Here is a 13,037-nt window from a genome sequence, read left to right on the forward strand (position 1 = left end):
ATAATTTCGCATATTAAATCACGTTCACTATACCTATTCTACAATTTTAGGGTAAACGTTTTACTTTCAATGGTAGTCTGCATTGCAAAGGAAATGAAGTCTGACCAATAGTCATAAAATATAGACGAAATTAATTGTTAAAAACAAAAAAGGATGTCTTTCGACATCCTTTTTCTACATGTTACTAATTTGTTAGGCTTCTTTTTTATAAAGCTCTAACGAAAACTCTGCCTTTTGGTTAAACACTGCGCGGTTCACAATCAGCGCGAATGCGACGCAGCCAATAAGAGTAGCGAACATTAGGTGTATGTAATGAAGCCCAAATGGTGCATAAAGAGGTGAAGCTTCAAAGCTCATTAGTGCGTAAATAGAAACGCCAAACAGTACCGCACCTATGGCTGCAAAAGCATGCACGTTTCTAAACAGTAGGCCAACAATGAATACCGAAAGAATAGGCATGCTTAATAGACCGTACAGCTTTTGAACTAGGTTAATAATACTATCAGCTTGTTGGTATACGGGGATTAGCGCAAGCGATACTAAGCACAATAAAATAGTCACGTAGCCGCTTAACTTAGGTACGTTAGGTGTTTTGTTGATATAGCTTTCGTGGATATCACAAACATATAGCGCAGTAGCAGAGTTCAAATTACTGTTAAACGTGGTTAACACCGCAGCTGCCATAGCCGCTGCGAATACGCCAGAAAGCCAATCAGGCAATACCGTTGCAACAATTTTTCCGTAAGCACTATCACCAATATCACCAAATAGCTTGTATGAAACAATGCCTGGAATAACAATTATGGCAGGTACAATCAGCAAGCGAATACCGGCCGCAGCGAATACGCCTTTCTGCGCTTCTTTCAACGAAGGTGCCGCCATTGCGCGTTGAGTAATTACTTGGTTAGTTCCCCAGTAAAACATTTGAATGAAAATCATCCCGGTAAGTAAGGTATGCCAAGGGATGGGGGACTCATCATCGCCAATTAGGGTTAGTCGCTCTTGCGGAATGCCGTCAAAGTTATAATCGATGGCTTGAAGCGCCAGAATAACCACCAATACAGCCATGGTTAAAAGAAGCACGCCTGAGTAGGTATCAGACACTGCTACCGCGCGAAGGCCGCCGAAGATAGCGTATAGAGCACCGACAATAACGAAGATAACTGCAATGTACATCAGCGGCAGCTCAACGTTAAACATTGACTGCATAAACAAAGAACCCGAATAGATTACCGCTGGGCAGAAAATTAAAGCACTACCTGCAAAGAAGAGCGCACTAATAACCGCACGTATGTGCTTGTCGTGATAGCGCTGCTCTAGAAGTTCTGTTGTCGTTGTACACTTGAACTTGTAATACACAGGCAGAAATACTTTTGCCAGTACGAAAAGGCCTACAACGGCTGCTAGCTCCCATAGGGCTAACAAGGCCATTTGGTTACCGTTCATACCTACTAGCTGGTCGGTACTTAGGTTGGTAAGGGTGATACTACCTGCAACGAAATACCAAGCTAGACCTCCGCCAGCAAGAAAGTATTCGCGGTTTTGGTTTTGGGCATTTCTATTTTGTCCGCGGCAACTTAAATAGGTAAGAAAACCAATTAAAGCAGTCACAAAGACAAAAACAGACACCTGAATAGTGCTGGAAAACATGTTGTACTCCTAAAGGACAGTTATGACTTGCTGGTTTCGAACTTAATGTTGTTAACAGCGCGATCAGGGAATTTAGTGTTATGAAGACGGATAACGCGGTTCACTTGCAAAATAGAACCGAGAATATTGAAAAGCACGTTGAGCAGGCCCTTTTGATTCAAACTAGCCAATTCTTCACCCGTAAGGTTTTGTAAGCGTTGTTCATTCACCGTAGCTAGCCCGCCTACGCGCTGATTGGTGTTGTCTTTGTACTCTATAATCAAGTCAACAGTATGAATGAGTCCCATCTCGCTAATTTGATTCATCATTACAGCGGTTTGTTGCATGGCGGTAACGCGCTCATCTAGCAATTTCTTTTTATTATTTAAGTACGCAGTAGGGCGCTTGGAAGGCAAAAAGAGTGCTTCACCGTTTTGAGAAGAAACAGCTGGCGAGTCGACATCAACTAAAACTTCTTGCTGCTGAGCATCATTTCCCAATCGTACGATAAAAGGTAAGGTGCGAAGACTAAGCGGTGCATAGTGACCAAGCCATGTACCTTGTGTTTCAAACACGTTTTCTTGAGGAGCTAGGCCGCACAGGGCCGAAATTGTCCAATACTGTGCATCAGTAGATTTGCTGAAAAACAGAGGGAAGTCGCTAGATGCTTGGACGGCTTCTTTTATCTCAATGTTGAGAAGGTGAAATTTCGAATAAGTACTAGCAAGCTTGCTCTCATCAATAGTAAGAGCGCTGTGGGTATCAGCCGATAAGGTTTCAAATGTTGGCATATTATAATTCTCGTTAGCTTGCTAACCACTGCTCAATGTAGTCGCGGTGATTAGGTAAGCTGCTTAGTTTTTGCTGCGTGATTAGCTGATTTTGTTGAATTACTTTATCAGCTAGGTCACGTTCGTTGTAGAAATGAGATTGCAAAGAAAAGTCTGGAGAAAATCCCATTCCATATAGTACGTACTGATAGCTGGCGGCAGGGAATAACTCTATTGCCGCTGAAAAATCAGCAATTTGTGGGCCGCGATACTTCCAAATTTCCAAATCTTCTTTCAAAGAGTCGGGGATAGAAGACGCGTCGCGGTTGGCAACCCAGTAAGGTTCACTGCGTTGATTAAAAATATAATGAAGTTTCAAGAAGTCGATAATGCGCTGCCAGCGATAATTCATTTGTTTGTTAAAGCGCTGGCTGACTATAGGCATAGCAGAAACGGGCAGCGGCATTTGTTCTGCAATATAACGTGCTGAAATCTCAATAAGCATGAGGGCTGTTGCCTCTAACGGCTCTACAAACCCTGCGGAAAGGCCTACGCCAATGCAGTTTCCTTTCCAAATACGCTTCTTATAACCAGAGTTAAAGCGAATGGAGCGCGCTTTCAAATCACCGTGCTTGTCACCGACGTACTCACGCAATACTTCTTCGGCGCGTTCATCGGTAGTAAATTCGGTGGAGTAAACATGGCCTACGCCTCTTCTTGAAGATAAACCAATATCCCAAATCCAGCCTGCTTCTTGTGCTGTTGCTTGGGTATAGGGCTTTATTTCGAAGTCTTCCTCGTGGGGTACATGAAGGGCAAGGGCAGAGTTATTAAATAGCACGTCGTCTGTGGAAATAACGCTTTCGCCAAGGGTTTCGCCAAGCAATAGTGAGCGAAAGCCAGAACAGTCGACAAACAAATCTGCGTTTAAAATCTTGCCGTTGTTAAGCGTAACGCTTTCGATATGTTCGTTTGAGGTTGCGGCTACGCTTTCTACCGTGGCGACAATGTGTTTAACGCCTAGCTCCGTTTTGCTGAAGTCTCGTAACATGTCAGCAAATGCGCCAGCATCTAAATGATACGCATAGTTCGATTGCGCGCTGCTGTATTCCTGTTCGCTGAGCGTGCGAGGCGCCATATTGCGTTCACACACGTGCTGCTGAAAGTTAGTGGCATTGGCAAAATTTGCAATGTCGCCTACGTAGGGGGCCATCTCAACGCGGCCATAACCTAGCGGAACGGTAAACGGGTGGTAATAAAAGTCGCCGTCGCCATTTACCCAATTTACAAACTTACCGCCTTGCTTAAATGCAGCGCTGCAGCGTCTAAATACTTCTTTTTCAGACAGGCCAATGTCTTTCAGCGTGTTGCGCATGGTTGGCCAGGTTCCTTCACCTACGCCGACAGTAGGAATGTCACTGGATTCGACTAAAGTTATGTCTAAGCCACATTCACCCATTGCTACCTTGTGTTTAGCCGCGACTATGGCGGCTGTAAGCCAGCCAGCGGTGCCGCCACCTACGATGACAATACGTTGTTTTTGAGATGTATGAGATGAATGGTTCATGAAACAACACTGCTTAAATGGAATTATGACTGTTTTCTACATTTGTCCATAAACGTACTCGTTTTGCCAATAGGCTTATGGATAAATGGCAGGGTTTTACCCCTGCCAAAACACACACACAAATTTTAGAATGAGCCTCGGATACCTACAGAGTAGCGAGCACCATTGTCTTCAATTGAGTAAATTTGGTCTGGGAAGCGACCTACTTGCGTAAGCTCTTCTTCAGTCACGTTGATACCTTCAACAAATACCGTAAGGTGTTCGTTGATGTCGTAACTTGCACTTACATCCCACTGACCGTAAGTTTCAGTCGTAATTGGCTCGCCAGTCGCGCCGCCAACTTCAGTGTTATCTAGTGCAAATAGGAACGACTCACGGTTGTTAAACGCTACACGTGCCTGGAACGCATCGCGTTCGTAGAACACGATAAGGTTTTGTGAATCACCAAGACCTGCTAGCGCAAACGTCTGCGTTGTATCGCCAGATAATTCCGCATCGCTGTTTACTACAGTAGCGTTAGCGGTTACACCAAAGCCATTATCCCATACGTGGGTAATCGCTACTTCGTAACCATTAACCGTTGCTGTTTCGCCGTTTTGAGGACGAGTAGCGGTATAATCTTCGGTAGCTCCATTGAGTTCATCAGTTGTTGCCACTACGTCACGCTCAGGGTTTTGAGGATCGAGTGACAATCCTGGTTCACACAACGGGTCGCTTGTACAACGGAAGTCGGGACCTGAGCGATTAAACAATGTGTAAGTTTCAGTTCCACCCAGCGTAATAATAAAGTCTTCCACTTCTTTATTAAATACTGCAAACGAGAATACTGAATCATCGCTGTAATACCATTCAAACGATAGATCCCAGTTTTCAGCGCTAAATGGCTTAAGATCAGGGTTACCACCGCTTGCCTGAAGGTTTTGTCGACGAGGCTCACCATACGTTGTCGCCGGAGACATCTGAGACATAGTCGGGCGTGTCAAAGAATCGTAGCGCGAGAAACGCACAATCATATCTTCTTGTACTTCTAACTTAACATTCAAGCTAGGTAAAAGGTTGGAATATGAAGATGTACCGGTAATATCTTCTGCAGGCCCAAAAACGTTTCTAAATAGCGTGAGATCTGAGGTAGGTACAATATCAGCAATAAACGCTTGTACCGCGGAAACCGCTACGCTTGTCTCTTCATAACGGGCACCAAAGTTCATGGTTAACGGCATATCACCGATGTCATAACCAAATTCGAAGTTAGCGTAAAGCGCGGTAACGTCTTCTTCAATGTTGTAGTAGTTATTTTGCAACGTTGGTGTTACTGGCGCGCCTTGAGAAGCAAGGTAATCTAGATATGCATCACCGTCGTACGTATACCAAGTGTCAATTAAACCGCTGAAGAAGTTGTTCGCAGTAAACGGACGAATGTTCAACTCATCGATAGGCGCCTCTGTGCCATAGCCACAGAATGCACATTGTGACGCAAACTCTTGGAATACGAACTTTTCACGCTCTGAACGTAAAATACCGAAATCAACTTTACGGAAAACGTCAGAATCAGCTAAATAAGTGAAATCAGCTTTGTATTCTGTTACTTCGTCTTCAGACGCAACAACGTTACCTAAGTCATTATAGTGAAGGCGGTTTAGCGAAATATCAGGTAATTGACCATTGCCAAAGCCATCGTGAATTACAGTAGGTGTACCACCTGTGCTGTCAAACTCGTAGTTGTTAATAATACCTACAACGTTAAAGCGACCTTCGCCAGCAACGTCGTTTTCCGCTTCGGATGTTGATACATCGAAAGTTGCTGAAAGGGCGTCAGTTACTTGCCAATCAACATTTAAACCGAACCCTTTGTTAGTTACATCACGTACACCACGGGTTGATGATACGAAGTCAGATGCTGGGTTACCGCTACCTTGGTGTAAGTCAATTTCCTGCGTAAATTGTACAGCCGTACCAAACTCAGAAATAGTGGCAGAACCTACGCGGTCTGGTTCAAACCATGACGCAAGGTCAGTAACCTGTGAATCAACTTCAAACTTAGACACGAAACCGTCTAGGGTAATGGTTACATCATCAGATGGCGCAAATTGCGCAACAAGTGATGCGTTAGTACGGGTTCTGTCTTGCTGGTCTACAACTTGGTCCCAGTTTCGAGGTAGATAAACGTTAGATTCTAAAACTCCGTCATTTCTATTCGAAAGCGTTAGACCTGGACGCCAGCCTGCTGTTTGAATGCGGTTAATTTGAACTTGACGCTCTTGATGAGATACCGCAAGTAGCAAACCAAATTTATCGTCAGCGAATGTGTTGCTAACTAAGAATGAAGCTTGTGGAGACGTTTCTTCTGAAAGGGTTTCATACACACCTTTCACGCTTCCTACCGCTTGGAAACCGTCATAGTCGAATGGACGAGCAGTCGATACATTGATGGTAGAGCCGATGCCGCCAGATTGAAGGTTGGCAACACCACTTTTATAAATACTTGCGCCAGTAATTTGGTCGGCAGCAAGTACGTCGAAGTTAAATGCACGGCCAGCGTCGTCAGTAGCGAGTTGGCGACCGTTTACAAGTACCGTGTTAAACTGTGGGCCGAAACCACGTACCGTAACTTTTTGGCCTTCACCACCATTACGGTCGATAGAAACACCAGTGATACGCTGCAGTGATTCAGCAACGTTTAGATCTGGGAATTTACCTAAATCTTCCGCTGCAATACCGTCTGAAACAGCTAAGTTTTCTTTCTTATCAGACATTGCTCTTTTCAAGCTGCTTACAATGCCGCGAACTTCAATAACTTCAACAGGTGCATCGTTTACATTCTGCGCGTCAGCATCTTGAGAAAATGCTACCGGTGCGTGTAGGGCAGAGGCGATAGCAACACCTAAAAGTGAGCGTTTCGCAATTGGGCCTAACTGTGATGTGTTAATTTTATGTGTCACTGTGTTTTCTCCGTGAGTAGGCTACGTTTTAACGTACTTTGCACTTAAATTACGTTTTTAGTATGTGCGGATCAAGCTTATTAACATTACTTTTACACATTTAACGTTATATTTTCTCGATTATTATTTGTAACTTTATGAAAAATATAGCGTTTCTATTCCAAGGTAAAAGGTGAAACGTTTACCTTGGATTCAATACTAGCACAAAATGACAATGTAATTACAATGTTATAAAATTTTTTTTGTATAAAAAAAGTGCGGTATATAACCGCACTTTATTAACAATAAGAAAAATAAGGAGAAATTAACTACAGCGGATACGGTCTACAGCAGCTTTCCAACCGTCATAGGCTTGATCACGTTCCTGCTTCGATAGTCTTGGGGTGAAAACGCTATCACTCTTCCAGCACTGGGTTAGATCATCAATACTGTTAAACACACCTGCTTGTAACCCGGCAAGGAAAGCTGCGCCTAACGCAGTTGTTTCGGTGATTTCAGGTCGCTCTACTTCAGCACCCAATATATCTGACAAAAAGCCCATAACCCAGTCGTTACGCGACATACCGCCGTCTACACGTATATTCGTAGGGCGAGCTCCGTCGCTCTCCATTGCCTTTTGAAGGTCCTTGGTTTGGTAGCAAACCGATTGCAGGCCTGCTGCCACAATTTCGCTTATTCCTGTATCACGAGTAAGGCCTAAAATTGCGCCTCTAGCATCAGGGTCCCAATAAGGCGCGCCTAACCCGGTAAACGCGGGAACTAAAAATACACCGTTATCTTCTCTAGCGCGCTGTGCTAGAGCTTCAGATTCTGCCGCGTCGTCAATAAGCTTTAGGCCATCACGGAGCCATTGCACAGTAGCGCCAGCCATAAATATGCTGCCTTCTAACGCATAGGTGGTTTTGCCATTTAGTCGGTAACCTACAGTAGTAAGTAAGCGGTTTTTTGATTGAAGAGGGGCGTCGCCGGTGTTAAGGATCATAAAGCATCCGGTTCCGTACGTACTCTTTGCCATGCCTTTTTCAAAACACGCTTGGCCCACAAGTGCTGCTTGCTGATCGCCTGCTACACCCTGAATAGGAATAGCTTTTCCGATGATGTCTTCTTTAATTACCCCAAAATCTGCGGCACAGTCCATAACTTCAGGCAGCATTGAAGCTGGAATGTTAAATTTATCAAGAAGCTTTTCATCCCAACACTGGTTATGAATATCGAACAACATGGTTCTAGAAGCATTGGTGGCATCAGTTTTATGTGATTCACCGCCCGTTAAGCGCCAAATCAAATACGTATCCACGGTACCAAACAGAAGCTTGCCGTTTTCTGCCTTCTCTCGGGCGCCTTCGACGTTATCTAGTATCCATGCGACTTTCGTTGCTGAGAAGTAAGGGTCAAGTAAAAGCCCTGTCGACTCTGTTATATACGATACAAATTTTTCGTCTTCGCTAAAATCTCGGCAATATTGCGCTGTACGTCTGTCTTGCCAAACGATTGCAGGGTAAACAGGCTTTCCTGATTGTTTATCCCAAACTAGCGTGGTTTCGCGCTGATTTGTGATACCAATAGCGGCGACGTCAGACGGGGTTACATTACATTTGTTAAAAACTTCCTTCAGGGTAGCGACAACGCTTTCCCAAATTTCTTCCGGGTCGTGTTCAACCCAGCCATCTTTAGGGTACTTTTGAGAAAACTCCTGTTGAGCGATGGCCTCTATACTGCCTTTGGCAGAGAAAATAATGCTGCGAGAGCTTGTTGTGCCTTGATCAATGGCAAGAATATGTTGTCCCATAAGGTCACTCCTGAAGATAATTTTCATAGAGTTTGCATCATTTACAGGTGTTTAACAATGCCATATTTTCGAAAACGAACATCTGATTTTCGTTTTATCGCGTGAAGTTTGTCATTAAGCACGTATAATTATTGTCGTTTTTATTTATGAGGATGTGTGATGAACCAAACGCAAAGACACGAAAAAATTGTTGGGCTAATAAAGCAACATGGTTTTATGTCTATTGATGATTTGGTTAATGCTTGTGAAGTGACGCCACAAACCATTCGAAGAGATTTAAATCAGCTTGCTGAGAATGGCGTGGTCAGTCGCTATCACGGTGGCGCTGGATTAAACAGAAGCTGGGAAAACACGCCTTATCAAGAGCGTAAAACGCAAAACAGTGAAGTAAAAGAAAAAATAGCTGAAGCTGTAGCGGCCATGATTCCCGATGGTGCGTCTTTGTTTATCAATATTGGTACTACGACTGAACTTATTGCTACTAAGCTACTAAATCATAAAAATCTACATGTAGTAACAAACAACATTCATGTAGCGACAATCCTATCTGCTAAAGAAGACTTCTCGGTGATTATTGCCGCAGGTGAAGTACGGTATCGCGACGGTGGTATTATTGGTGAAGCAACCTGTGACTTTATTAGTCAGTTTCGAATGGACTACGGCATCATTGGTATAAGTGGCATAAGTTCAGATGGCGCGCTATTAGACTTTGACTTCAGAGAAGTGAAAGTTTCACAAGCTATTTTAGAACATACTCAACACGTTATCCTTGCAGCCGACTACAGTAAATTTGAACGCCGCGCTATGGTTGAACAGGGCCATATATCACAAGTCGACTGTTTAGTTTGCGACAAAACACCACCGCCAAGCATAGGCAAAATTATAAAAGAAAATAACATTACTTTTGTAAAAGCATAACCATTAGTTGTATTACTGACTTATCGTCATAATCACAGATCTGTCATAATTCTAGACTAGCCTTATCACTCGATAATGTGTGTGTTGCCAAGTGCCCCTTGCACATGGTTTTGTATTGATTTACTCGTCTAGTTGTATTTACAAATATGCGACTCAGCGTATATAGATTAGCTAAACCCTTTATTCTTCCTTTGCATTATTTACCAGCAAGTTAACGCATAAATGGGTTCATTTAACTTTCTTTAATGTTCGATAATGTTCGTTTTGTGTTGACATGTTTTCTTTTTGGTTGTCAAATAGCCAACCATTAGATAAAGCAAATGTGAATATGAGCAGGGGCAAACTATGAGTCACAGCAATGAATCTGAAAAAACAGTCGACGTTTTAGTTGTTGGCGGCGGCGTTAACGGTGTTGGCGTGGCGCTAGACGCTGCAGGACGTGGGCTTTCAGTAGCATTATGTGAAAAAGGTGACCTTGCTGGCGCTACATCTTCATCAAGTAGCAAGCTCATTCACGGCGGCCTTAGATATTTAGAACATTACGAGTTCCGTTTAGTAAAAGAAGCATTGGCGGAACGGGAAGTATTGCTTCAAAAAGCCCCTCATATCATGTGGCCTTTGCGCTTTCGTTTACCGCATCAAAAGCATTTACGCCCAGCGTGGATGATTCGAATTGGTTTGTTCCTTTACGATTCACTGGCGAAACGCAACATGCTACCTCGCTCACGTAAGCTGTCCACAACCAGCGAAAGCCCTTTAGTTAGCGGTATTACAACCTGTTTTGAATATTCTGACGGGTGGGTAGACGATGCACGCTTAGTGGTATTGAACGCATTAGCCGCACAAGATCAAGGCGCACAAATTTATACCCGCACTGAATGTGTGAAAGCTGAAAAGCTAGACAACCTGTGGAGCGTTGAGCTTAAAACAGCAAAAGGGAAAACGTTTACAGTAAAAGCGAAGTCTATTGTCAATGCTGCAGGCCCTTGGGCGGTATCCTTCTTAGATCGTTTAGTAAATGTTAACAACCCAAATGCTATGCGTATGGTAAAAGGAAGCCACTTCATTGTGCCGAAACTTTACGATACTGATGAAGCATACATACTGCAAAACAAAGACGGGCGTATTGTTTTTGTTATTCCGTATGAAGGAGATTTCTCTCTGGTAGGTACTACTGATGAAGACTTCAAAGGCAATCCATCAGATGCTGCTATATCGGATGAAGAAACCGAATACTTAATTGACGTGGTAAACACATACTTTAAATCAAAAATTACCCTAAGCGATATTGTTCACTCTTACAGTGGCGTAAGACCTTTACTGGAAGAAAAGAATGCTTCTGCTCAAGAGTTAACACGAGATTACAAAGTTGAGCTAAAAGGTGAGACAGGTAAGCCTGTGTTGCTCAATATTTTTGGTGGGAAAATAACGACCTACAGAAAATTAGCTGAGCATGCGGTAGACAAACTGACTACATGTTTCCCTAAAGCCAAGAAAGCATGGACTAAAGATGTTCCTTTACCAGGTGGCGCATTCGAAAGCCAAGACGAGCTTGTAAATAAGTTAATTGGTGAGTTCCCGTGGTTGAACAAAGATATTGCTCAACGTTATGCCCGTCAATATGGCCTTTTAAGCTACAAATTTTTAAAAGGAAAATTGACAATTGCTGAGATGGGAGAAGACTTTGGCGCAGGCATGTATCGCGCAGAAGTAGACTATTTAATTGAGAGTGAGTGGGCATGTACCCTGGAAGATGTTATTTGGCGCAGAACTAAGCATGGATTGCGTTTAAACAAAGCGCAACAAGAGGCGCTATCGCAATACATTGAGCAAAAAGCTCATTCACTTGATAGCGAGCAACAAGCTATTGACCCAGTATTGGCAAGTGCGTAGCTTCATTAAATAGATATAAAGGGCGTTTCGTCTAATAGGACGCCCTATATTCTCGTATATATCCGGTCTTATCAATTTGATACCGTTTTTTATAACTTTTTACATTAGCAAGGTCGCAAGCTTCAATTAGCCGGACTCAATATGAACACGGATGTCATAAAAGAAAGCACAGTGAGAGAAGTTATTTTCATTCGCCATGGAAAGCCACTTTCAGCCCACAATGAGAAAGTGAATGCTGCGGATTATGCAAGCTGGGTGCGTAACTATAATAAATCCCCCCTAGACCCAGCCAGCCAACCTAAACAAAAAATAGATATAACCGGTAGCTACATTGCCGTCAGCCCGCTTTTAAGAGCAAAGTTAACAGCAGCTCAATATGGGGCAACTTCAATTGATGAAGAGCTACCGGAATTGAGAGAAATGGATATACCTTACTACAAGCTACCTTTCACATTGCGCAGTTGGCACTGGGTTTTGCTAAGCCGTGCGCTTTGGTTTATGGGAACTAAAGGCCGCTTTGAAAGTTTCAAATTTGCTAAAAAACGGGTTGAAAAACTTTCAATACATATTAATAAACTTAGCGAAAAACACCCTAGAGTGGTTCTTTTTGGGCATGGGATGACGAACTACTATACGCGAGAGGCGCTAATGAAAAGCGGGTGGAAGCTAAAGCAAAAAGACAGTGATTTCTGGGGAATTACTATTTTGCAGAAAGACGTTTAGCCAAGAGTCTTACTCCAATCATCGATACTTGAAAACGCGCTAGGCTTAAGGTTTTGGTTAATTATCTATGCAAGCTGGTATTGCTTCATATTTCCTCCAAAATGCCGATAAACTATCATCATAGAAAAGTCGTTTTGCTGCGGTAGCAATTTCATGTTGCGCAAATAGCGACAAACACCACGCCAAACAAGGTTTAATACTTCAGTTATAAGCTGAGGAGCCACAGATGAATAAAAATAATAAAGATACCGAGACCACTAAAAACCTTATTAAAGCTTCTATCGCCGTTGTTTTCGCGTTCTCGCTAGGCATAGCAATTAACCATTTTCATATTGGCGAAGAAGATACCACTACAAAAGTTTTTGCAGAGCGTTTAGAGACGTTCAAGCGGAATGTGATTTCTTCACATTGGCAATGGCGAGTACGTCAGCCTACCACTATGATAATGCTTATTCACTATGACGACTCTGGCAGCGAAATGAACCGAACGCCAGTTCGTATGAATCACAATGGATGGCCGACCGCTGATATGTCGGACGCTGGATGTGAAAAAATTTGGTCATCAATAGTAGCATCCCCATTACGTGTCGACGGATTCAAAGTTCATGCAAAATACTACGCCGAGCTTGAAACAAGTGAAGATAACTACTGGTGTCGCTTCAGCTTGAGTAGAGGAACCTACTTCGACTATTACCCAGCAAGCGGTTCGGTAACTGCCTTGGAAGACTAGTAAGGTCTTCATACCATTAACATATTAATATAAATAATTACCTATGTAGGTATTTGGTTTATTTAGATAATTAGTCTAC

General features: G+C 43.1%; 9 protein-coding genes. 4 read left to right on the forward strand and 5 right to left on the reverse strand.

Annotation, left to right across the window (positions count from 1 at the left end):
• Nucleotides 1-192: 192 nt before the first annotated feature.
• The 5 genes from ACXAGK_RS18165 to glpK form a co-directional block, all read right to left on the reverse strand.
• Nucleotides 193-1,650 (reverse strand): SLC5 family protein, encoded by a 1,458-nt coding sequence (locus tag ACXAGK_RS18165; protein ID WP_474857317.1) that lies wholly within the window; start codon nucleotides 1,648-1,650, stop codon nucleotides 193-195.
• A gap of 20 nt (nucleotides 1,651-1,670) precedes the next feature.
• Nucleotides 1,671-2,420, reverse strand: a complete 750-nt coding sequence (locus ACXAGK_RS18170; RefSeq protein WP_474857318.1) for a SapC family protein — start codon at nucleotides 2,418-2,420, stop codon at nucleotides 1,671-1,673.
• Between the two features lie 13 nt (nucleotides 2,421-2,433).
• Complete coding sequence (locus ACXAGK_RS18175; protein ID WP_474857319.1) at nucleotides 2,434-3,966, reverse strand: tryptophan halogenase family protein; 1,533 nt, start codon at nucleotides 3,964-3,966, stop codon at nucleotides 2,434-2,436.
• Between the two features lie 125 nt (nucleotides 3,967-4,091).
• Nucleotides 4,092-6,905, reverse strand: coding sequence for a TonB-dependent receptor (locus ACXAGK_RS18180; protein WP_474857320.1), 2,814 nt, complete (start codon nucleotides 6,903-6,905; stop codon nucleotides 4,092-4,094).
• A gap of 304 nt (nucleotides 6,906-7,209) precedes the next feature.
• Nucleotides 7,210-8,694 (reverse strand): glycerol kinase GlpK, encoded by a 1,485-nt coding sequence (gene glpK / locus ACXAGK_RS18185; protein ID WP_474857321.1) that lies wholly within the window; start codon nucleotides 8,692-8,694, stop codon nucleotides 7,210-7,212.
• A 159-nt stretch (nucleotides 8,695-8,853) separates the two neighbouring features.
• Here glpK and ACXAGK_RS18190 point away from each other — a divergent pair, with 159 nt between their 5' ends.
• The 4 genes from ACXAGK_RS18190 (at nucleotide 8,854) to ACXAGK_RS18205 (ending at nucleotide 12,958) form a co-directional block, all read left to right on the forward strand.
• Nucleotides 8,854-9,612, forward strand: a complete 759-nt coding sequence (locus ACXAGK_RS18190) for a DeoR/GlpR family transcriptional regulator (protein ID WP_474802760.1) — start codon at nucleotides 8,854-8,856, stop codon at nucleotides 9,610-9,612.
• Nucleotides 9,613-9,957: 345 nt separating this feature from the next.
• The gene (gene glpD, locus ACXAGK_RS18195) at nucleotides 9,958-11,505 is read left to right on the forward strand and encodes a glycerol-3-phosphate dehydrogenase (RefSeq protein WP_474857322.1); all 1,548 of its coding nucleotides are present in this window, start codon (nucleotides 9,958-9,960) and stop codon (nucleotides 11,503-11,505) included.
• A gap of 141 nt (nucleotides 11,506-11,646) precedes the next feature.
• Nucleotides 11,647-12,228: a phosphoglycerate mutase family protein gene (locus ACXAGK_RS18200; RefSeq protein ID WP_474857323.1), complete on the forward strand. Its 582-nt coding sequence runs from the start codon at nucleotides 11,647-11,649 to the stop codon at nucleotides 12,226-12,228.
• A gap of 226 nt (nucleotides 12,229-12,454) precedes the next feature.
• A complete protein-coding gene (locus ACXAGK_RS18205) occupies nucleotides 12,455-12,958 on the forward strand; it encodes a hypothetical protein (protein WP_474802751.1) in 504 nt (167 codons plus the stop codon).
• The last annotated feature ends 79 nt before the right edge of the window (nucleotides 12,959-13,037 follow it).

Source organism: Alteromonas sp. ABM1_013 (genome assembly GCF_056160505.1).

Excerpts from the sequence above, each read along its gene's own strand:
- ACXAGK_RS18165 (WP_474857317.1), bottom strand. The coding sequence starts at position 1,650 with ATGTTTTCCAGCACTATTCAGGTGTCTGTTTTTGTCTTTGTGACTGCT.
- ACXAGK_RS18170 (WP_474857318.1), bottom strand. The coding sequence starts at position 2,420 with ATGCCAACATTTGAAACCTTATCGGCTGATACCCACAGCGCTCTTACT.
- ACXAGK_RS18175 (WP_474857319.1), bottom strand. The coding sequence starts at position 3,966 with ATGAACCATTCATCTCATACATCTCAAAAACAACGTATTGTCATCGTA.
- glpK (WP_474857321.1), bottom strand. The coding sequence starts at position 8,694 with ATGGGACAACATATTCTTGCCATTGATCAAGGCACAACAAGCTCTCGC.
- ACXAGK_RS18190 (WP_474802760.1), top strand. The coding sequence starts at position 8,854 with ATGAACCAAACGCAAAGACACGAAAAAATTGTTGGGCTAATAAAGCAA.
- glpD (WP_474857322.1), top strand. The coding sequence starts at position 9,958 with ATGAGTCACAGCAATGAATCTGAAAAAACAGTCGACGTTTTAGTTGTT.
- ACXAGK_RS18200 (WP_474857323.1), top strand. The coding sequence starts at position 11,647 with ATGAACACGGATGTCATAAAAGAAAGCACAGTGAGAGAAGTTATTTTC.
- ACXAGK_RS18205 (WP_474802751.1), top strand. The coding sequence starts at position 12,455 with ATGAATAAAAATAATAAAGATACCGAGACCACTAAAAACCTTATTAAA.